Origin of the sequence: Streptomyces sp. 2A115 (genome assembly GCF_052245575.1) — a bacterium.
GTDB lineage: Bacteria > Actinomycetota > Actinomycetes > Streptomycetales > Streptomycetaceae > Streptomyces.
Map to the genome: position 1 here is coordinate 14,021 of NZ_JBQQCG010000105.1, position 20,898 is coordinate 34,918.

Annotated in this window: 19 protein-coding genes and 1 pseudogene; 12 read left to right on the forward strand and 8 right to left on the reverse strand. The window is 70.9% G+C overall.

Annotated features, from left to right (window positions below; all coding sequences use genetic code 11):
• Nucleotides 1-115: 115 nt before the first annotated feature.
• Together ACTWQR_RS48945 and ACTWQR_RS48950 are read left to right on the forward strand one after the other, a co-directional pair.
• Nucleotides 116-970, forward strand: a complete 855-nt coding sequence (locus tag ACTWQR_RS48945; RefSeq protein ID WP_443233830.1) for an anthranilate synthase component I family protein — start codon at nt 116-118, stop codon at nt 968-970.
• 29 nt (nt 971-999) lie between these two features.
• Nucleotides 1,000-1,596, forward strand: a complete 597-nt coding sequence (locus ACTWQR_RS48950; protein ID WP_443233831.1) for an anthranilate synthase component II — start codon at nt 1,000-1,002, stop codon at nt 1,594-1,596.
• Here the strand turns inward: ACTWQR_RS48950 and pdxR are convergent.
• Nucleotides 1,583-2,971 carry a MocR-like pyridoxine biosynthesis transcription factor PdxR gene (gene pdxR, locus ACTWQR_RS48955; RefSeq protein WP_443233813.1) on the reverse strand — a complete coding sequence of 463 codons (1,389 nt, stop codon included), beginning with the start codon at nt 2,969-2,971 and terminating at the stop codon, nt 1,583-1,585. The two genes, ACTWQR_RS48950 and pdxR, sit on opposite strands and share 14 nt — an antisense overlap.
• A 116-nt stretch (nt 2,972-3,087) precedes the next feature.
• Between pdxR and trpD the strand changes: the two genes are divergently transcribed.
• A complete protein-coding gene (gene trpD / locus ACTWQR_RS48960; protein ID WP_443233814.1) occupies nt 3,088-4,146 on the forward strand; it encodes an anthranilate phosphoribosyltransferase in 1,059 nt (352 codons plus the stop codon).
• On the opposite strand, the gene trpC is transcribed toward trpD, so the two are convergent.
• The 6 genes and pseudogenes from trpC to ACTWQR_RS48990 all read right to left on the reverse strand — a co-directional run bounded on the left by trpC (nt 4,118) and on the right by ACTWQR_RS48990 (nt 9,309).
• A complete protein-coding gene (trpC, locus tag ACTWQR_RS48965) occupies nt 4,118-4,930 on the reverse strand; it encodes an indole-3-glycerol phosphate synthase TrpC (RefSeq protein ID WP_443233815.1) in 813 nt (270 codons plus the stop codon). The two genes, trpD and trpC, sit on opposite strands and share 29 nt — an antisense overlap.
• A gap of 404 nt (nt 4,931-5,334) precedes the next feature.
• Nucleotides 5,335-6,402, reverse strand: coding sequence for a 2,3-diaminopropionate biosynthesis protein SbnB (gene sbnB / locus ACTWQR_RS48970; RefSeq protein ID WP_443233816.1), 1,068 nt, complete (start codon nt 6,400-6,402; stop codon nt 5,335-5,337).
• Between the two features lie 323 nt (nt 6,403-6,725).
• Nucleotides 6,726-7,023 (reverse strand): annotated as a pseudogene (locus ACTWQR_RS48975) (winged helix-turn-helix transcriptional regulator); the annotation flags it as partial.
• Nucleotides 7,024-7,153: 130 nt separating this feature from the next.
• Nucleotides 7,154-8,359, reverse strand: a complete 1,206-nt coding sequence (locus tag ACTWQR_RS48980; RefSeq protein WP_443233817.1) for a tetratricopeptide repeat protein — start codon at nt 8,357-8,359, stop codon at nt 7,154-7,156.
• Nucleotides 8,360-8,575, reverse strand: coding sequence for a hypothetical protein (locus ACTWQR_RS48985; RefSeq protein WP_443233818.1), 216 nt, complete (start codon nt 8,573-8,575; stop codon nt 8,360-8,362).
• 80 nt (nt 8,576-8,655) lie between these two features.
• Entirely contained in the window at nt 8,656-9,309 is a 654-nt protein-coding gene (locus tag ACTWQR_RS48990) for a hypothetical protein (protein WP_443233819.1), read from the reverse strand.
• A gap of 343 nt (nt 9,310-9,652) precedes the next feature.
• On the opposite strand from ACTWQR_RS48990, the gene hisC reads away from it, so the two are divergent.
• The gene (hisC, locus tag ACTWQR_RS48995) at nt 9,653-10,699 is read left to right on the forward strand and encodes a histidinol-phosphate transaminase (RefSeq protein WP_443233820.1); all 1,047 of its coding nucleotides are present in this window, start codon (nt 9,653-9,655) and stop codon (nt 10,697-10,699) included.
• A gap of 5 nt (nt 10,700-10,704) precedes the next feature.
• Nucleotides 10,705-12,519, forward strand: coding sequence for an aldehyde dehydrogenase family protein (locus ACTWQR_RS49000; RefSeq protein WP_443233821.1), 1,815 nt, complete (start codon nt 10,705-10,707; stop codon nt 12,517-12,519).
• Between the two features lie 63 nt (nt 12,520-12,582).
• Here the strand turns inward: ACTWQR_RS49000 and ACTWQR_RS49005 are convergent, their stop codons facing one another.
• Nucleotides 12,583-13,083 carry an Lrp/AsnC family transcriptional regulator gene (locus ACTWQR_RS49005; protein WP_443233822.1) on the reverse strand — a complete coding sequence of 167 codons (501 nt, stop codon included), beginning with the start codon at nt 13,081-13,083 and terminating at the stop codon, nt 12,583-12,585.
• A 120-nt stretch (nt 13,084-13,203) separates the two neighbouring features.
• Between ACTWQR_RS49005 and pdhA the strand changes: the two genes are divergently transcribed.
• The 7 genes from pdhA to ACTWQR_RS49040 form a co-directional block, all read left to right on the forward strand.
• A complete protein-coding gene (pdhA, locus tag ACTWQR_RS49010; protein WP_443233823.1) occupies nt 13,204-14,349 on the forward strand; it encodes a pyruvate dehydrogenase (acetyl-transferring) E1 component subunit alpha in 1,146 nt (381 codons plus the stop codon).
• 5 nt (nt 14,350-14,354) lie between these two features.
• A complete protein-coding gene (locus tag ACTWQR_RS49015; protein WP_443233824.1) occupies nt 14,355-15,374 on the forward strand; it encodes an alpha-ketoacid dehydrogenase subunit beta in 1,020 nt (339 codons plus the stop codon).
• Nucleotides 15,371-16,978 (forward strand): dihydrolipoamide acetyltransferase family protein, encoded by a 1,608-nt coding sequence (locus ACTWQR_RS49020; RefSeq protein WP_443233825.1) that lies wholly within the window; start codon nt 15,371-15,373, stop codon nt 16,976-16,978. Before ACTWQR_RS49015 ends, ACTWQR_RS49020 begins: the two co-directional genes overlap by 4 nt.
• 78 nt (nt 16,979-17,056) lie before the next feature.
• Nucleotides 17,057-18,769, forward strand: coding sequence for a phenylacetic acid degradation protein PaaN (paaN, locus tag ACTWQR_RS49025; protein WP_443233826.1), 1,713 nt, complete (start codon nt 17,057-17,059; stop codon nt 18,767-18,769).
• On the forward strand, nt 18,762-19,943 hold the full coding sequence (locus tag ACTWQR_RS49030; protein ID WP_443233827.1) for a thiolase family protein: 1,182 nt from the start codon (nt 18,762-18,764) through the stop codon (nt 19,941-19,943). Before paaN ends, ACTWQR_RS49030 begins: the two co-directional genes overlap by 8 nt.
• Complete coding sequence (locus tag ACTWQR_RS49035; protein ID WP_443233828.1) at nt 19,940-20,755, forward strand: enoyl-CoA hydratase/isomerase family protein; 816 nt, start codon at nt 19,940-19,942, stop codon at nt 20,753-20,755. Before ACTWQR_RS49030 ends, ACTWQR_RS49035 begins: the two co-directional genes overlap by 4 nt.
• On the forward strand, nt 20,752-20,898 hold a 147-nt coding region (locus ACTWQR_RS49040; RefSeq protein ID WP_443233832.1), incomplete at its 3' end, for a 3-hydroxyacyl-CoA dehydrogenase NAD-binding domain-containing protein. The genes ACTWQR_RS49035 and ACTWQR_RS49040, both read left to right, overlap by 4 nt.

A 20,898-nucleotide genomic window follows, 5' to 3' on the forward strand; every position in this document is an offset into this window, starting at 1 on the left:
GGTTCGTCTGCTGAGCGCCGAAAGTGACGCGTTCGCGAAAACGCCGCGGCTGCCGGACGTTGCGGGTATGGCCCGGCGGGCATCCGCCGCCTCGGCACACCTGCCTTCCTCCAGCGTGCCCAGCGCGCCCGTGCCCCTGTCGGTGCTCGACAGCGTGAGCCGGGAGACCTTCATGGACTGGGCCGACCGGTGTCTGGAGCACATCGCTGTCGGAGACGTCTACCAGATCCAGATCGGCCACCGCATCGAGGTGCGTTCCACGCTGACCCCCGTCCAGGTGTACCGGCGGCTTCGCATCCGCAACCCATCGCCCTATATGTATCTGATCCCCCGAGCTGCCGGCACGCTGATCGGTGCCAGTCCCGAGCTCTTCTTCCGCATCGAGGACGACTCGATCGTGATGCGCCCCATCGCGGGCACGACCCGGCGCGGCCCGGACGAGGAGGAGAACCAGCGGCGCATCAAGGAGCTGCGGGAGAGCACCAAGGAGCGGGCCGAGCACATCATGCTGGTCGACCTGTGCCGCAACGACATCGGGCGAGTGACCCGGCCCAGCACCCGCCCGGTCGGGCGGCTCATGGCGGTGGAGCGCTTCTCACATGTCTTCCACCTCGTCTCCACGGTCGCGGGCCGGCTGGAGGATGGCGTGGGCACCTGGCAGGCGGTGCGAGCGACCTTCCCTGCCGGGACCATGACCGGGGCGCCGAAGGTACGCGCCATGGAGATCATCGACGGTCTCGAGGAGCTGCCGCGCGGAAGTTATGCGGGCGCCGTCGGGCTGGTCGACGTACGGGGCTGGACCGAACTCGCGTTGTGCATCCGCACCATCGAGTACGACGGGAGCACGTACTCCACGCAGAGCTCGGCGGGCATGGTCGCGGAGTCGGAACCAGCGGCCGAATGGCGTGAGACCCTCGCGAAGATGGGGGCCGCCTACTGGGCACTCACCGGTGAGGAGTTGCTGCCGTGAACACCGTGGAATCGAAGGGTGGATCGGACATCAAGGTCCTTCTGATTGATGCTTACGACAGTTTCGTGCACATCATCGACCAGTATCTGCGCACCCTTGGAGCGCGTACCGAGGTGGTACGTTCCCTGACCCGATCGCCCGACGCACTGGCGGCGACATGCCCCGACGCGGTGGTGCTGGGTCCGGGGCCAGGTCATCCCGCGGAGTCGGGCCATGTCGAACTGGTGCATCGGTTCGCCGGCCGGGTACCGCTGCTCGGAGTGTGTCTCGGGCACCAAGCCGTCGCGCTGGCCTACGGTGGCAGGGTGGAGGTTGCCGACAAGGTGATGCACGGACAGACCAGCATGGTGAGGCACGACGGGAAGGGCCTGTTCCACCGGCTCGGCAATACCCTCGAAGTCACCCGCTATCACTCGCTGACTGTCGCCGAACCACTCCCCGAACAGCTCGTCACCACGGCCGTCGCCTTGGACCACGGCTATGTGATGGGCATGCGGCACCGCACGTTGCCCATCGAATCAGTGCAGTTCCACCCGGAGAGCATCACGACGACCGGCGGACTGGCCATGCTTCGCAGCTTCCTGGACCTGAGTACGAGCACACGGACCGGGCTCACCAGCGCCTGACCGCGCCCACCGTGCGGATGGCGTCCTCTACTCCGGAACGCGGTAAATGGGCATGGCCCACCACGAGAGCCGGCGCGTCCCGGGGCGGCCGGGCGTGGAAGGCCGCACCTCCACGTACCAGGACGGAGCCGCGCAGCACCGCCGCCACCAGGGCCGCCTCATCGGTCAGCCGAGGCAGTTGCACGTACGCGTGCAGGCCGGCCCCGGATCCGATCACCGCGACACCGGGTAGGTACTTGCGCACGGCCTCGTCCAAGGCGTCCCGCCGACTGTGCGCCAGGGTGTTCAAACGCCGCAGGTGGCGATCGAACAGGCCGGTGCGCAACAGTTCGGCCAGCGTCAGCTGCGTGAAGACCTCGGTGCCCAGGTCATGCCGTGCACGGGCCCGCAGCAAGAGCTCGAGCATTGCCTCCGGGGCGGTCAGCCAACCCAGGCGAAGCCCCGGGGACAACAACTTGCTGGCGGTGCCCGCGTAGACGACCCGATCGGGCATCGTGCGCTGCAAGGCGAGCGGCCGGGAGCCGCGTTCGTACCACAGGCCACCGTCGTAGTCGTCCTCGATCACCCAGCCATCGACGTCCCGGGCCCAGCGGGCCAGGGCCTCGCGGCGCCCCTCGGACATAGTCGCACCGGTGGGAAACTGGTGGGTGGGTGTGACCAGGGCGGCCCTCGCCCCGGATGAGGTCAGCGCCTCGACGTCAATGCCTTCGCCGTCGACCGGGACCGGCACCACTCGCAGCCCACTCTCCTGGAGGAACTGGCGCTGGCCCGGGTGCCCCGGGTCCTCGATGGCAAGGGTGCGAATACCCAAGGTCGGCAGCACCGCGCAAAGCAGACCGAGGGCCTGGGCGAATCCGGCCACCACGATGATCAGCTCCGGGGAAGTGCGTACGCCCCGAACTCTCCCCAGATATCGGGAGAGTTCGCGCCGCAACAAGGGCTCGCCGGCGAGCGGAGGGTAGCGGTGGTGCGACAGGTCAGCGGCCTGCAGCACCCGCTGGTAACAGCGGAGCCACTCGCGTCGCGGGAAGGCAGGCGTGTTGCCGCCGCCGGGGCGCAGGTCCCAGCGGACCTGCGGCACCTGTTGTTCGTCCAGCAGAGCGGGCACGACCGGATCAGCGTCGAGGTGTCCCACCACCTTCGTTCCGGAGCCGTGGGCGGTCTCCAGATATCCCTCAGCTACGAGCTGCCCATATGCCTCCACCACCACACTGCGCGAGACGTCGAGATCGCCCGCGAGCCGACGGCTGGACGGAAGCCGGGTGCCCGGGTGAAGGGCTCCTTCTGATATCTCCCTCTTGATGAATTCCTGGATCTGAGATGTCAGGGAAACCGAAGATCCCCTTACCACCTCCAGCGCGATATGCAGGGCCATGCCATCTCCCCTGAAGTGGACTGCACAATTCTCCGGACAGTGGTCTGGAACGAACTCTCCGCTTTTCGCAGAATGGCCATCGAAGACGTCGTCGGCGTTTCTGAAGGAGATGTCTCATGACTGCCGAGCCGCAGGTGCGCACCTGGCCGGATTTACTCAACGCATTACTGGAAAGCCGAGACCTGACCGCTGATGAGTCGGCCTGGGCCATGGATCAGGTGATGTCGGGCAGCGCCGGGGCAGCCAGACTGGCCGGCTTCCTGGTCGCCCTGCGGGCCAAAGGAGAGACCGCTGACGAGATCGAAGGGATGGCCCGAGCCATGTATCGGCACGCCGTGCGGCTCGATGTCCCTGGCCCCACCCTGGACATTGTGGGGACCGGGGGTGACGGCTCGAACAGCGTGAACGTGTCCACGATGTCAGCGGTCGTGGCGGCCGCGGCAGGGGCCCGGGTGGTCAAACACGGGAACCGATCAGCATCCTCGGCCTGCGGATCGGCCGACGTACTGGAAGAGCTGGGGGTCGCGTTGACTCTGGCGCCGCCCGAAGTGCAGGCGGTGGTCGAGGAGACCGGCATCACCTTCTGCTTCGCCCCGGCGTTCCACCCCGCGATGCGGCATGCGGCCGGGCCACGCCGTGAACTGGGCATCCGCACCGTCTTCAACGTGCTGGGCCCGCTGGGCAACCCGGCGTCGCCCACGGCGCAGGCGGTGGGCGTCGCGAACCCGCGGCTGGCGCCGTTGATCGCGGATGTGCTGGCCCGCCGCGGGATATCAGCGTTGGTGTTCCGCGGCGACGACGGAATGGACGAACTCACGGTCTCCACTACCTCCACGATCTGGTCGGTCGACGGCTCCGAAGTGCACACCGAGTGCTTCGACCCGCGGGACATCGGGATCGGCCTGGCGCCGGCCGCCGCGTTGCGTGGCGGGGACCGGGTTCACAACGCACGAGTGGCCCACGAGGTGTTCGCGGGGGCCCGGGGGCCGATTCGGGACGCGGTGCTGCTGTCGGCCGCGGCCGGCCTCGCGGCCCTGGAGCCAAGCCGGCGTACTGTCACCGAGCGTCTTTCCGCGGCGATGGAACGGGCCGCGGAAGCAGTGGACTCGGGCGCCGCGGCGGCCGTGCTCGAGCGCTGGACCTCGGTCACCGCGAAACACGCCCAGGGCGGCTGATCCGGCCTGCGGCCACCAGGTCGGCGACCGCGTTCCTGGGGCTGCGGCCGGTGACCACCGACTCGCCGACCAGGACCGCGTCCGCACCGTGATCAGCGTAGTCGGTCACATCCCGGGGCCCGCGGACGCCGGATTCGGCAACCCGCACCACATCGTCCGGGAGCACGGGGGCAACCCTGGCGAAGGTCGTGCGGTCCACTGCCAAGGTACGAAGGTCTCTGGCATTGATCCCGATGACCCGGGCACCGGCCCTCACCGCCCGTTCCGCCTCCTGCTCATCGTGTACTTCCACCAGCGGAGTCAGCGCGATCTCCGTTGCCGTCGCGATCAGTTCGGTCAGCTGCGCTTGGTCCAGCGCAGCGACGATCAGCAGCGCCAGACTCGCTCCGTGCGCCCGCGCCTCCCAGAGTTGATACGGGTCGACGATGAAGTCCTTGCGTAGGAGGGGCACGTGGGCCACAGCTCGCACAGCGTCCAGATCCGCGATCGAGCCTGAGAACCTCCGGCCCTCGGTGAGCACGCTGATGGCTCCGGCGCCGCCGGCCTGGTACTCCACGGCCAGCGCCGCCGGGTCGGCGATCTCGGCCAGCGTGCCCTTGGACGGGCTGGCCCGTTTCACTTCGGCGATCACCGTCACCCCGTCCGCGCCGCGCAGCAGCGCAGCGCAGTCAGGAACCGGTCTGGCATGGGCAGCCCGGTCCGCCACCTCGGCCGGAGATACGTGGCGACGGCGTTCCGCAAGATCGGCTCGCGCCCCTTCGACGAGCTCGGCGAGTGCGTTCAACAGCTGTCCCTTCCCTTCGCGGCGCCGGGCGGTTTCACGCCGGTTCGGCCTGCGAGGACGGCCGACGACTGGCACCGCAATAAGAGAACGTTAGAAAGGGGCGAGGATGTTGACCACCCTATTCAGTGTCGGATGAAAGTGGCAGATGAGCATGGCTTTTCGCTCATGGCACTCGAATACTGAGACGTCAGCGGATTGCCAGGATGCCCGGTCCGTGCTTTCACCGTCCCTGAACAACTGCACCCCCGGCCGCTACTCGGTGGCAGGCAGAAAGGAACTCAGCTCGACGAACTCCGACCGGTGCCGAATATTCCAGTGCCGGCGTCCGGGGATTGTACGTGCACCGCCCGTGAACGGTGGCCACCAGGCGGCGCGAGGTGCCGCTGGCGACCGCTCTCCTCCCCTCAGGAACGACTGCTGGCCGCGCCCGCGCGTCCGTACCTGTCCACCTCGTGAAAGAAGCCTTCGATGACGTTCGACTCGCCACGCCTTCGCACCTCGTCGTACACGAACTTGCCGACTGCGAGGTCGAGGACCCCGAGCCCGAACGGCGAGAACACAATCGGGCGGACCGCCGGGAGGTCCACCTGGCCGGCCATCACCTGATACAGGGTGCCGTCGATGAAGTCCCGGCTTCCGGTGAGCTTTTCGGTCAGATGGGGAGAGGTGTCGGCCTTCAGGCAATGCTCGACGTCGTCCACCACATTCGCCGAGGCCAGCAGGACCTCGGGCGCCAGGTCGCGCAATGAGACGTTCAGAACGATCGGGTTGTGCGCGAACCAGCTCGGCTCGTGTACATGCGGAGCGGCCGCGACGGTCGCGAAGACCACCAGGTCCGAGGAGAGGATCAGCTCTTCGGCGCTCTCGTGAACGGTGATCCGTCCGACCTCGGCCGACTCCTCCAGATACGAGCGGAACCCTCCCGCATACTCGGTGGAGAGGTCGTGCACACCCACCTCGTCGAAGGCCCAGCCGGTCCGCGCGAGATAGGTGTGGATGTGACGGGCGATGAATCCCGTACCGATGAATCCGACCCGCCTGGGGCGGGTACGCCCGGGAGCCCGCGACAGCCAGTCCGCCGCGAGCGCCGCGGAAGCCGCGGTGCGGGCCGCACTGATGATCGAGCTCTCCAGGCATGCCACCGGATACCCGGTGTCGTAGTCGTTGAGCACGAGGACCGCGGAAGCCCGGGGTATCCCCGCGGCTACGTTCTCCGGGAAGCTGGAGATCCACTTCAAACCGTCGACCCGCGTGTCGCCGCCGATGGAAGCGGGCAGCGCGATGATGCGGGAAGAAGGGCGGTCAGGGAAACGCAGAAAATACGAAGGCGGGTTGACCGTGTCGCCCTCGCCATGCACCCGGTAGGCCGCCTCAACCAGGTCTACGGTGTGCTGCTCACGGCCGGTCAGAACGTCGTGCACCTGCGAGCCAGGTATCACGGCGAACGGCGGAACAAGATCTTCCTTTGTCATCGACAACTCCATTGCATCGGCCGGGTGAAGCTATTCGCACCCGGTGACCCTGAACTCATGCTCCGCAGCGCCACTGACAAGGAGCTGACGCCGGCGCGGACGTAAGGTGCCGCTGACAGCGCGCTGACGTCCGAACGGGGCATCGACCGTCCGCGCCCTGCACCCACTTCCTGTTGCTTCTCGTCCTGAAGCGCGTTGACGTGCTATGCGCATCCCGGACGAGACTCGTGACCGACTCGCCGTGAAGTTTGCGTTGTCGCTCCCACATCTGGACGAGCGGTAGCGACGGCTGTTGATGGCCGGGGAGAGGCGTGGAGGTCACGTTGGGGCCGGGCCGCACGGCCCGGCCGGACGGTGACATCGGAGAGGGGCAGAACGGCATGCTCTCGGTGCACTCGGCCACGACCCGCACCGGGGCCCCGCACTCGTCGTGCCGAATGCCCAGGACCGGCCCCTCCGGGGCGCCCTCATGCGGCTCCCCCCACTGCCGGAGCGCCACGAGAACGGGCCACAGGTCCCAGCCCTTGCGGGGGAGGCGGTATTCGTGACGGACGCGGCGGCCCGCTCCTGCTGCGGGACGGCCTTGAGGATGCCCGCCGCCGTCAACTTGCGGAGCCGGTCACACCGGGGACCAGCCCTGGTCGGAGTTCTTCGGATGCCGGGAGCGGTGGGCCACGCGGGCCCGGGTGGCCCTCGCGAGCCGGGTGTCACCGTGTTTTCATCCGCAGGTGGATCGTCTCCGCTTCGCGCCTCAGGGAAAGGGCCGCGGTGTACCCGTGCGTCTGCTGTATCGCCCTGGCGAGCTGGTGCAATGCCTGAACCCGGCCCATGCGATGCCCGGTGGCGCGGTGGACTTCCACTGCGCGCCGGGCGTGTTCGGCGGCCTGGGAGGGCGCACCGCCCACGAGGGCGATGCCGGCGAGGACGGTGAGGGCCTGGCCTTCCAGGAGGCGGTATCCGGTGCGGCGGCTCGTGTGGAGAGCCCGGTGGGCCAGTTCCGAGGCCGGCCCGCCGCGACCGGTGCGGTGGTGAGTGTCCGCCATCCGACGAGGCTCTCCACCGCCGCGTGGCAGTGATCCTGGCCGGATTCCCGCAGGATCCGCAGCGCCTGTTCGAAGTGGCTGAGAGCCCTGTCGTGGTCGGCGAGCCGGAGATGGGTGCTCGCCAAGGCGTTCAGGGCGTCCGCCTCGTGCCGTGTGTGGTCGTTCTCCCGGGCGAGAGCGAGCGCTCTCCGCGCGGTGTCGAGGGACTGACGAGGGCGGTCCAGGTCACGCTGGAGCCGGGCCAGAACGTACAGCGTGAAGCATTCGGTGTCACGGTCGCCGAGTTCCCGGTGCAGGTGCAGAGCCCGTAGCAAACCGTCCTCTGCCTCGGCGAGGCGTCCTTGCAGGCAGATCGCCTCGGCGAGATTGGCCAGGTCGATGGCCACGGCCCCGGCGGAGCCGCTCCTCTCGTCGAGGACGAGGGCCTGTCTGTGGTACTCCGCGGACCGGTCCAGCTGTCCGAGTTCCCGGCACAGGGAGCCGAGGTTGCCCGTGATGGCGGCCTGTCCGGCGACCCGGCCGGTCTCGATGTTGATCACCAGGGCTCGGGCGAGGTAATCGGTCGCCTGGTGGGGACGGCCCTGTTCCCAGTGCACGCCGGCGAGGTTGCTGAGAACGGCTGCCTGCCCGTCCCGCCATCCCACGCTCTGGGCGCAGGCCAGCGCACCTGTGTAGTGCTCCAGCGCACTGCCGAACCGGCCCTGCCGCATACAGGCGTCCCCGAGGCTGAGCCGCGCCGCACCCTCGGCCCATGCATTGCCGTCGGCCCGTGCGGCAGCCAGACCGGCCTGCGCCACGGCCAGCCAGTCGGAAGCGTACGAGCCGAGCCAGAAGAAGCCGCGCAGCCTGTCGGCGAGCAGCCACGCGGTCTTCCGGGCGTCATGCCGGGCGGCGTCCGATGGCTCGAGTTCCACTTACGGCAACATCAGTGTGAATGTCCCGCGCCCGTCCGGATTCTGACGGATCGTGCGCGCGTCCCCGCGCTTCGCGTATTCCATGGAAGGAAGATCCGCGTTGTCCCGACGGCTGTAAAGCTCGTGGCGGCCGTGGAAGAAGAGCCTGAGGACCGCCGTCGCCTCGGCGCTGGTCCTGGCCGCAGCGACCGGCGGCACCCTGGTGCTGCCGGTCACGGCATCGGCCTATTGGCGGCGACCGCGCCAAGACGGTGAGGGCGGGCGCCGTGGTGGCCGCTGTCCCGACGTGCGCGCCGTCACGGATGGCTTCTGGGCCACGGGACCGGCGAGGCGGGAGGGGTGGCCGTGCGCCGGCGGTCCGCGTCGCACCGTTCTGGATCTGACGGCGGTATCAGTCTGTACGCGCCGATCCGGTCGGTCCTGAACTCCACGTCCGCGGTCCCGGCGGGGCCCAAGTGGCCGATGTCCTCGGGCAGTTCGGTGTCGGACAGGGGCCTGCCCGCGTACGCCGCCATGAGGACGCCGACGCAGGCGCCGCGTTCTCCGGCGGAGAGACCCGGAGGGAAGCCGATGGCCCGGTCCTCGGTTCCGTCGGTGGTCAGTTGGTAGCGCAGCGCGGACGTCATGTCCGTCCCCGCTGTCGTGGTGGTGAGCTTCCAGAACTCGACCCGCATGGTGACCGGTTCGCACAGCGGCCCGACGGCGTCCGTGTCGCGCGGGCGGATCACGACGGCGGAGTTCCTGTCCGCAGCGGTCTCGTCGGTCGTGGCCTCGGGGAACGACACGGTGAGACGCAGCCACTCGGCCCGCTCCGTCGCCGACCAGCCGCCGTTCTCGCGGCAGCCACCGGCCTCGGCGCCGTCGGCCGTTGCCGAACAGCCGGCCGTCAGCAGGGCGAGAGCCGCCGCCAGTGACGTCAGCGACCCGTGCGCGAGTTGGCTCTTGGACATGGTCTCCCTCGATCGGAGCGGGCGAGGCGCGGGCACCTCGCGGAGTGGGCGGGGAGCAGTCTTCGCGGACCGTGCCGACGGGCGGGGCACCGGAAAGGGCCCTGTGGCCGATTCGTGATCAGCCGACGCCGCCGGTGTCCGGTGGCGTCCGTGCAGACCGTCTCGTGGCGGGGGCCCGCAGAGACCGGGTGGGAGACGGCTTGCCGTGCGGAAGGCCGGATCGCGACGATCCGTCGCCGAATTCCCCAAACAGTTGAGCGCTTGTCGTCGACTCTTCACGCTGTGCCTGTCAAGCGCCCGGAGGAACGGTCCCGGGCCTCACCGCTTCAGAAGCGAGTCGAGCATGGTGCGTGTCCGTTCGTCCTTGACGCAGTTGCCCGCCTACGTCCCGGGCCGCAAACTGCCCGGTGCGGTCGTGCTGGCCAGCAATGAATCCCCTTACGGGCTGCTGCCCGGGGTTGCCGGAACGCTCACGGAGCTGGCCGGCGGCGTGTCGAGGTACCCCGACATGAGCGCCACCTCACTCGTGCAGGTCATAGCCGGGCACCACGGTGTCGAACCGGAGCGGATCGCGGTGGGAGCCGGCTCCTCCGAGGTCTGCGGACAGCTGCTGCACTCGGTCGTGGGCCCCGGCGACGAGGTCGTCTTCGGCTGGCGGTCCTTCGAGGCGTACCCGATCCTCACGGCGGTCGCGGGCGGTACGGCGGTGAAGGTCCCGCTGCGCGATCACACACTGGATCTCGACGCCATGGCCGCGGCGATCACCGACCGGACCCGGCTGGTGTTCGTCTGCAATCCCAACAACCCCACCTCCACCGCGATCGGCGAGCGGGCGCTGCGCGACTTCGCGGACCGCGTTCCGGAGGATGTGCTGATCGTCGTCGACGAGGCCTACCGGGAGTACGCCGATCCGGCGCTGGTCCCCGATGCCCTCGCCCTGCTCGGCGACAGGCCGAACGTCGCGGTGCTGCGGACCTTCTCCAAGGCGTACGGCCTGGCGGGACTGCGCGTCGGCTACTGCGTGGCCCCGCGGGAGATCGCCGCCCAGGTACGCAAGACCCAGGTGCCGTTCAGTGTCAGCGCTCTCGCTCAGGAGGCCGCCGTCGTCGCCCTCGGCGAGCGCGCGGAGGTAGCCCGGCGGGCCGCCCTCACGGTTGCCGAACGCCAGCGCGTCACCCTGCGATTGGGCGCGCTCGGCTTCGAAGTCCCGGACTCCCAGGCCAACTTCGTCTGGCTGCCGCTCGCGGACGACAGCGCGGACTTCGCCGTGCACTGCCTTGACGGGAAGGTCGTGGTCCGCCCGTTCTTCGGCGAAGGCGTCCGGGTGACCATGGGTCTGCCGGAGGAGAACGACGCCCTGCTCGCGCTCGCGGCGAGCTGGAGAGGCTGAAGGCCATGCGCCCCAGTCCCTATGAGCGGCATCGCGAGCTGCTCCAGGAGGTCGTACGTGCCCTCGCGGCCGGTGAATGCCGTCGGCCCTTCACGGAGGCGACCGGACAGGATGCCGCCGACGCGGGTATGAGATCGACGCGGACGGCGGGGAAGGTCTTCGGCTCCCTGCTGGGACGGCCCTTCGACCTCGACCAGCCCGGAGAACTCGGCCGGGTGGCCACCGAGTCCTCCCCGTACGGCACAGGCACGTACGGCACAGGCACAGGCACGTACGGCACAGGCACAGACATGGGCATCGGCTATCCGCGCTGCGACCCGGCGGTGCTGGTCGCGGCCGCCGCGCGGGCGACGGCCGGATGGCGCGCCGCCGGGCCGTACCAACGTGCCGGGCTGGCCGTGGAGATACTGCGCCGGCTGAACACGCGCAGCCATGAGCTGGCCCTCGCGGTGCACCACACCACCGGCCAGCCTCCGGAGGCGGCGTTCCGGGCCGCCGGGCCGCGCGCCCAGGACCGCGCGCTGGAAGCCGTGGCCCAGGCCTTCGCCGAGTCGGCGCGCGTCCCCGCGGACCTGCGCTGGGAGAGCACCCCCCACAGAGGGCTGCCGTCGGCGATGCGGGGCACGTGCACCCTGGTGCCGCGCGGAGTGTCGCTGCTCGTCGGCTGCCCCGACTATCCCCTCTGGAACGGCTACCCGGGCCTGTTCGCCAGCCTGGTGACCGGCAATCCCGTGATCGTGGCCCCGCATCCGCGTTCCGTGCTGCCGCTGGCGATCACCGTCCGTGTCGCGCGGCAGGTGCTGGTGGAGGCCGGTCACCCCCCGGACATCGTGTCCCTGGCGGTGGCGGAACCGGGGGAGCGGCTGCACCAGAGGCTGGCCATGGACCCGGCGGTGCGCATCGTCGACTTCACCGGCTCGGCGCGATTCGCCGACTGGCTGGAGCAACACGCCCGCCAGGCCACCGTGTTCGCCACCCGGACCGGTCTGAACACCGTCGTCGTCGACTCCACCGAGGACTACCGGGGCCTGATGCGAGGCCTCGCCCACTCCATGTGCCTGTGCAGCGGCACCGTCCGCACCACGCCGCAGAACATCCTGGTGCCGAGGACGGGCATCGCGACCGACGAGGGACGCAAGAGTCTCAGGGACTTCGGCGCCGACCTCGGCGAGGCCGTGGACCGGCTGCTCGGGCATCCGGCGCGGGTGGCGCGACTGCTGGGGGCGATCGCCAGTGAGGAGGCGCGGGCGGCACTGACGCAGGCCGCCGGGTACGGCGCGGTGCTGCACCCGTCCCGGCCTCTGCCTCATCCGGACCGTCCCGGCGCCGATCTGCGCAGCCCGCTGCTCGTGCGGCTGGGGGCACGGGACGGGCGGATCTACGCCCGGGAGTGGCCGGGGCCGGTCTCGTTCCTGGTGGGCACCGACTCGACCTCGCACAGCCTGGCGCTCTTCCGCGGCACCGTGGGCCGCCACGGCGCCCTGTATGCCGCGGTGCACTCGACCGACCCACTGGTGCTGGCGGTCGCCGAGTCGGCGGCACTCGACGCCGGGGTGCATCTCGTGCAGAACCTCGCGGACGACTTCCCCGCCGACCCCTCCTCGGCCGGCGCGGACCTTCCCGCCTCGGGCGCCCACTTCGTCACGGGGCGGTTTCGGGTGGTGCGGTCCCGGCGGTACGCCGCGCCGGCCCCGGTCCAGGGGGCGGCCTCGGCAGCCCTGAACCCGGTGACGGCCCCGGCAGCCCTGAGCCCGGCGACGGCCCCCGCTCGGGTCCCGGTGCCTGAGGTCGGCTCCGCCACCGAGCTGGTCGACGTCTGAGACGGACGGGCGAGGGTGCCCGAGCCCGGGACAGAGCCGCCCTCCCGGGCTCCGGCCGGGCGGTCAGGCGCTCCAGACGGCTCCACGACCCCGCACCTCGTCGAAGACCAGCCAGGTGCGGGTCGAGCGCACTCCTGGCACCGCTTGGATGCTCTCCAGCACGATCCGGCGCAGCACCGAGTTGTCCGGCGTACGGACCAGCACCAGGACGTCGAAGTCGCCCGTGACGAGAGTGACATGCTCGACGTACGGGATCTCGCGCAGCTCGCGCGAGATGTTCCGCCACGCGTTCTGGTCGATCATCAGTGTCACGTACGCGCTCGTGCCGAGGCCGGCCCGCTGCGGGTTCAGCTGTGCGGTGAAGCCGGTGATGACCTCCTCGGCCACCAGCCTGCCGATGCGCGTGTACGCGTTGGCGCGCGAGATGTGCACCTGGTCGGCGAGCGCCCGGATCGACACCCGGCCGTCACCGAGGAGCTGGGCCAGGATCTGCCGGTCGATGTCGTCGAGCGGAACGGCAGTTCGTCCGGACACGGACCCCGGCGGCACGTTTTCCTCGGACACTTTGCTCTCCCAGCATGCTCGGTTCGGCAGTTCATCGCCGGTTCGGCCGAAGTATTGAACACATATTCCGTAGCGGCGACCATCCTCCTGTCAAGTGTCCAGAGAAAGCGAGTGCCCTCCATGTCCGTGAAGAGCCTCCGACAGACGGTCCAGGGCCTCCTGCCGTCCCTCACGCCGGTGCGGTTCGTGGCCGAGGACGGCATCCCGGTGGCCAAGTCGCCGGCCGGTTACCACGAGCCCCCGGTCGAGGCCCTGCGCGAGGCCTACCGTCGGATGGTCCTGGGGCGCCGGTTCGACACCCAGGCGACCGCGCTCACCAAGCAGGGGCGGCTCGCGGTCTACCCGTCCAGCCGGGGCCAGGAGGCCTGCCAGGTCGGCGCCGTGCTCGCGCTGCGCCCGGACGACTGGCTCTTCCCGACCTACCGGGACTCGATGGCGCTGGTCACCCGCGGCATCGACCCCCTGGAGGTGCTGACGCTGCTGCGCGGCGACTGGCACTGCGGCTACGACCCGGCCGCCGCCCGCGTCGCACCCCAGTGCACGCCGCTGGCCACCCAGGTGCTGCACGCCACCGGCATGGCGGAGTCGATGCGCCGCAAGGGCGAGGACGGCGTGGCGATGGCCCTCGCCGGGGACGGCGCCACCAGCGAGGGCGACTTCCACGAGGCGCTGAACTTCGCGGCCGTCTTCCGCGCGCCGGTCGTCTTCTTCGTCCAGAACAACAAGTACGCGATCTCCGTGCCGCTGGCCCGGCAGAACGTCGCGCCGGCCCTGGCGTACAAGGGCATCGGCTACGGGGTGCGCTCCGAGCAGGTCGACGGCAACGACCTGGTCGCCGTGCTGGCAGTGCTGACCGCGGCCGTCGAACACGCACGCGCCGGGAACGGCCCCTTCCTGGTCGAGGCCCACACCTACCGCATGGACGCGCACACCAACGCCGACGACGCGACCCGCTACCGGGACGACGAGGAGGTCGAGCGGTGGAGGGCCGCCGACCCGCTCAGCCGGCTGGAGGCACACCTGCGGGCCCGCGGCGTACTCACCGACGAGGATGTCGCGGCGTTTCGGGAGGAAGCGGAGGCCCTGGCCGCCGAGCTGCGCGCGGGCATGAACGCGGAAACCGTCCCCGACCCGCTGGAGCTCTTCGACCACGTCTACGCCGAGCCGACCCCACAACTGCGCGAACAGCGCGCCCTGTTGGCCGCCGAGCTGGCCGAAGCCGACGAACCCACCGATCCCACCACGCTTCAGACTCAGGAGGGCTGACGGCCATGGCCAAGGTCACGATGGCGCAGGCGCTGAACACCGCTCTGCGCGACGCACTGCGCGAGGACGAGCGCGTACTCGTCTTCGGCGAGGACGTCGGCCCGCTCGGCGGCGTCTTCCGGATCACCGACGGGCTGACCCGCGACTTCGGCGAGCAGCGCTGCTTCGACACCCCGCTGGCCGAGGCCGGCATCGTGGGACTGGCCGTCGGCATGGCGATGGGCGGCTTCCGGCCCGTGGTGGAGATGCAGTTCGACGCCTTCGCGTACCCGGCGTTCGAGCAGATCGCCTCCCACGTCGCCAAGCTCCGCAACCGCACCAGGGGGCGGCTCACGCTTCCGATGGTGATCCGCATCCCGTACGCGGGCGGCATCGGCGGAGTCGAGCACCACTGCGACTCCAGTGAGGCGTACTACGCGCACACGCCGGGACTGAAAGTCGTCACTCCGGCGACGGCCGAGGACGCGTACTGGCTGCTGCGCGACGCCGTGGCAGACCCCGACCCGGTCGTCTTCCTGGAGCCCAAGAAGCTGTACTGGTCGAGGGAGGACACCGACCTGGAGCGGCGCGGCGCGCTGCCGTTCGGGCGGGCGGCGGTCCGGCGGGAGGGCCGTGACGCCACGGTCGTCGCGTACGGGCCGTCGGTTCCGGTGGCCCTGGCCGCCGCGGAGGCCGCGGCGGCCGAGGGCATCGAACTGGAGGTCGTGGACCTGCGGACGGTCGTGCCCTTCGACGACGAGACGGTGACGGCATCGGTACGCCGGACCGGGCGCTGCCTTGTCGTCCAGGAAGCCCAGGGCTTCGCCGGCGTCGGGGCGGAGATCGCCGCACGCGTGCAGGAGCGCTGCTTCCACTCGCTGGCCGCACCCGTCCTGAGGGTCTCCGGCTTCGACATCCCCTACCCGCCGCCCAAGCTGGAACACGCGCACCTGCCCGGCGTCGACCGGATCCTCGACGCGGTCGACCGCCTCCAGTTCGCCGACGAGCCGGACACCCGGCACCTGCTGAGAGGAGCGGTCGCATGACCACCGCAACGCTCCAGGAGCAGCTGTTCCGGCTGCCCGACCTCGGCGAAGGACTGGCCGAGGCCGAGATCATCGAGTGGAAGGTCGCGGTCGGCGACACGGTGACGATCGACCAGATCGTGGTCGAGGTCGAGACCGCCAAGGCCGCGGTCGAGGTACCGGTCCCGTACGCGGGCACCGTGCTGCGGCTGCACGCGGAGGCGGGTACGGCCCTGGCGGTGGGGGAGCCGCTGATCACGGTGGGGGCGGCGGCCTCCGACGGCGTCGCGGCCTCCGAGGGGGCCGGGGGTGGCGGGGGCGCCGTCGGGTCCGGTGGCGGACCTCGCCCCGAGGCGCAGGGGGCCGGTACGGCCGATGGCACCTCCGGTACGGCGCCGGGCGGGCCGGTGCCGGTCGACGCGGCCGCCGAGCGTTACCGGGAGGAGGAACAGGCCGGTTCAGGCAACGTCCTGATCGGCTACGGCACCGGCCACGGCCCGGCGACTTCACGCCGCCGCCGTCGCCGCGTCGCCGCGGTGACCCCGGGCGAGGCGTCCGGGGGCGCGAGCGCATCGAGCGCGCGTGCCGCAGCCGCAGCCGCAGCCGCAGCCGCTGACGCCGCGGCCCCCGTCGGCGTCGGAATACCGGCGCACGACGGCCACCCAGCCCCGGTCACGGCAGGACCGCAGGCCCCGGCCGAGAGGCCCGCGCCACACGCACCCCGGGTGATCTCCCCCCTCGTACGGAGGATGGCCCGGGACCACGGTGTCGACCTCGCAGCTCTGGTGCCGTCCGGTCCCGCCGGCGTCGTCCTGAGACGGGACGTGGAGCAGGCCATCGCGCCGGCCCCGCAGGCGGCCACGGGCCCCGGCGTCATGGCGGGGGCCACGGCTCAGCAGACGCCCGCGCCGGAGGCGCCAAGGTCACCCGACGGTCCTGAACGCATCCCGCTGCGCGGGGTGCGGGGTGCCATCGCGAACAAGCTCTCCCGCAGCCGCACCGAGATCCCCGACGCCACCACCTGGGTCGACGCTGACGCGACCGGGCTGCTCCAGGCCAAGAAGGCGCTGGAAGCCGCCGAACCCGGCCGGCGCATCGGGTTGATGGCCCTGCTGGCCCGCATCTGCGTCGCCGGACTCAGCCGCTACCCGGAGCTGAACTCCACGGTGGACACCGAGCGACGGGAGATCGTCCGCTTCAGCGAGGTGCACCTCGGCTTCGCCGCCCAGACCGAACGCGGCCTGGTCGTCCCCGTCGTCCGCGACGCCCAGCACATGACGACGGTGCAACTGGCCGCCGAACTCACCCGGTTGACCGAGCTCGCCCGCGACGGGAGCCTGCCGCCCGACCGCATGACCGGCGGGACCTTCACCCTCAACAACTACGGCGTGTTCGGCGTCGACGGATCCACGCCCATCATCAACCACCCGGAGGCCGCCCTGCTCGGCGCGGGCCGCATCGTCGACAAACCCTGGGTGGTGGACGGCGCGCTCGCAGTGCGCAAGGTCATGCAGCTCTCCCTCAGCTTCGACCACCGGGTGTGCGACGGCGGTGTGGCCGGCGGCTTCCTGCGCTATGTGGCCGACTGCGTGGAGCGTCCGGTGATCCTGCTCGCCGACGTCTGATCCGGCCCTCGACTTCCTTTCGTCCGCCTGGGTGCTCCGCACCCATCTACCTACCGAACGTTCGGCCAGGAGCCCCTCGTGTCCACTGACCCACACCCCGACTTCTTCGTACGCCACACGGATCTGCTTCACCAGGCGGTGGAACGTGCCGCCGACCGCGGCTATTGGACGCCGTACCCGGAAACCCCCAGCCCTTCCGTGTACGGAGCCGGGGCACCCGAACTGGGCGAGGCCGCCTTCCGCGGCCTCCTCGGCCGCCACTTCCCCCTCGAAGGGCACCCCACGACCGGCACCGTCCCCGCCGCCGAGGTCTCCCCCTACGGCTTCCCCCTCGGCATCAGCTACCCCCACCTGGTGCCCGAGGTCGCCGTCGCGACGGCCAAGGCAGCCGCCGGGGCGTGGCGCGCCGCGAGCCCGGACACCAGGGCAGGCGTCGCGGCCGAGATCCTTGCCCGGCTGAACGCGGCGAGCTTCGAGATCGCGCACGCCGTCCAGCACACCACCGGCCAGCCCTTCGGTATGGCCTTCCAGGCAGGCGGCCCGCACGCCCAGGACCGCGGCCTCGAAGCGGTCGCGTACGCCTGGCAGGAACAGCGGCGCCATCCGGCCACCGCCCGCTGGAGCAAGCCGCGACGCAGGGGCGGTCCACTCGTCATGGACAAGACCTTCACCCCTGTCGGACGCGGAGTGGCGGTGCTGATCGCCTGCAACACCTTCCCCACCTGGAACGGCTATCCGGGGCTCTTCGCGAGCCTGGTCACCGGCAACCCGGTGGTGGTCAAGCCGCACCGGCGGGCCGTACTGCCGCTCGCGATCACCGTGCGCATCGCTCGCGAGGTGCTGGCGGAGGCCGGATTCGACCCGGACGTGGTGCTGCTGGCCGCCGAGCGTCCCGAGGAGCGCACCGCCCCCGCCCTGGCCATCCATCCCGACGTGCGCATCGTGGACTTCACCGGCTCCAGCGAGTTCGGCGGCTGGCTGGAGAGCAACGCCCGCCAGGCCGTCGTACATACGGAGAAGTCCGGGCTCAACACCGTCGTCGTCGACTCCACGGACGACTACGCGGGTCTCCTGCGCAACCTGGCGTTCTCGCTCTCCCTCTACAGCGGCCAGATGTGCACCACGCCGCAGAACGTCCTCGTCCCCCGCGACGGCATCCCCACCGACCAAGGGCCGCGCACGGCCGACGAGTTCGCCGCAGACCTGGGCGCCGCCCTGGACAAGCTGCTCGACGACCCGGCCCGCGCCGCCGCCACCCTCGGCGCGATCGTGAACGACGGGGTGCTGGGCCGTCTGGCGGAGGCGGCGGCCCTGGACCTTACCGCCCACCCCTCCCGCGAACCGGCCCACCCCGACCACCCGGAGGCGGTGGTCCGCACCCCGCTGGTGGCCCGGCTCGACGCCGAGGCCGACGAAAAGACGTACACCAGTGAGTGGTTCGGGCCGGTCTCCTTCGTCATCGGCACCGACTCCACCGCACACAGCCTGCGGCTTCTGCACGACACCGTGCGGCGGCACGGCGCCCTGACCGCCGCCGTGTACGCGACCCACGAGGGCGTACTGGAGGCGGCACGGGCGACCGCGTTGGAAGCGGGCGTGCACCTGTCGGAGAACCTGACCGGCGGCGTCTTCGTCAACCAGTCCGCCGCCTTCAGCGACTTCCACGGCACCGCGGCCAACCCCGCCGCCAACGCCGCCCTCACCGACCCGGCGTTCGTCACCGGCCGGTTCTCGGTCGTCCAGTCCCGCCGCCACGCGCCCGCCCTCGCCGAGGAGAACGCCGATGCCTGACGAGGTCTATCTGATCGACGGGGCCCGCACCCCACAGGGCCGTTACGGCGGCGCCCTGGCGTCCGTACGCCCCGACGACCTGGCCGCCCTCGTCGTCGGAGAGGCGGTACGACGCTCCGGGGTGCCGGCCGACGCCGTGGACGAGGTGATCCTCGGCGCCGCCAACCAGGCCGGCGAGGACAACCGGGACGTGGCCCGGATGGCGGTACTGCTGGCCGGACTGCCGCACACCGTGCCCGGCTACACCGTCAACCGGCTCTGCGCCTCCGGGCTGACGGCCGTCGCCTCGGCGGCCCACTCGATCCGGGCGGGGGAAGCCGACCTGGTCGTGGCGGGCGGAGTGGAGTCGATGACCCGGGCCCCCTGGGTGATGGCCAAACCCGGAACGCCCTGGGCCCGGCCCGGCGAGACGCACGACACCTCCATCGGCTGGCGCTTCACCAACCCGCGCTTCCCCGCCACGACCACCCTGTCGATGGGTGAGACGGCGGAGGAGGTCGCCGCTCTGGACGGCATCACACGCCTCGACGCGGACGCCTTCTCCCTGCGCAGCCACCGGCGGGCGCTCGTCGCCCAGCAGGCGGGCCGCTTCGCGAAGGAGATCGTCCCGGTGCCGGTGAAGGACGGCGAGGTGACCCAGGACGAGGGGCCCCGGCCGGCCACCTCGCTGGAGAAGCTGGGCGGACTGCGCACCGTCTTCCGCGCCGACGGAATCGTCACCGCGGGCAACTCCTCGCCGCTGTCCGACGGGGCCGCGGCCCTGGTGGTGGCGAGCGGGGCGGCGGTCGAGCGGTACGGGCTCACTCCCCGGGCCCGTGTCGTCACCGCCGCCTCGGCCGGGGTCGAGCCCCACCTGATGGGGCTCGGTCCCGTGCCGGCCACCGCCAAGGCGCTGGACCGGGCCGGATGGAAGGCCGGTGACCTGGACGCGGTCGAGCTGAACGAGGCCTTCGCCGCCCAGGCGTTGGCGGTCGTCCGCCGGCTGAAGCTCGAAGCGGACCGCGTCAACGCCGACGGCGGCGCCATCGCCCTCGGTCACCCGCTGGGCTGCTCCGGCGCCCGCATCCTGCTCACCCTGCTCGGCCGCATGGAACGCGAGGACGCCCGCCGGGGCCTGGCGACCCTCTGCGTCGGCGTCGGACAGGGCGTGGCGATGCTCGTGGAGCGGCCATGAGCACGTCCATGAGCACGTCGTACGACACCTTGCTGGTCGAGGAGCACGCGGACCGCGTCGTCGTCACCCTGCACCGGCCCGAGGCCCGCAACGCCATCAGCGGCCGCATGATCGCCGAACTGCACCGCATGTGCGAGGACTTGGAGCGCGACCCCAAACTGCTGCTGCTCACCGGCCACGGCGGAGTCTTCGCCGGCGGCGCCGACATCGCCGAACTGCTCAGGCGCGGCCGCGACGAGGCGCTTCAGGGCATCAACAGCCGCCTGTTCGAGCGGGTGCGCAGGCTGCCCCTGCCCACTGTGGCCGCCGTGGACGGCTGGGCGCTCGGCGGCGGCGCCGAGCTGGCGTACGCCTGCGACATCCGGATCGCCGGACCGGACGCCGTCTTCGGCAACCCCGAACCGGGCCTGGGCATCCTGGCCGCCGCCGGGGCCTGTTGGCGGCTCAGGGAGCTGGTCGGCGAGTCGGTGGCCAAGCAGGTCCTGCTCGCCGGGCGGAACCTCGACGCGCCTGCCGCACTCGCCTGCGGGCTGGTCATGGACGTCGTACCGGCGGACCGGCTGATCGCCGAGGCGGACGCCCTGCTCGACCGCATGGCCCGTTCCTCGGCACTCGCCCTGCGCCTCACCAAGCTCGTCACGGACGCCCCGGGTGCCCATCCGGTGGCCGACGACCTCGCCCAGGCCGTGCTGTTCGAAGGCCGCGACAAGGAGGAGCGCATGACGCGCTTCCTGAAGAAGAACGACAAGTACGAGAACCACGAGAAGTACGAGAACCACGAGAAGAACGAGAAGAACGGAGGCCGGGCATGACCTCGGCATCAGCACCACCCACCGTCGTCGGGGTGATCGGCGGCGGTCGGATGGGCGCCGGGATCGCCCAGTCCTTCGCGGCCGCCGGGTCGTTCGTGGTCGTAGTGGAAGACGACGCCGCGGCCGCGGACGCCGCCCTGGAC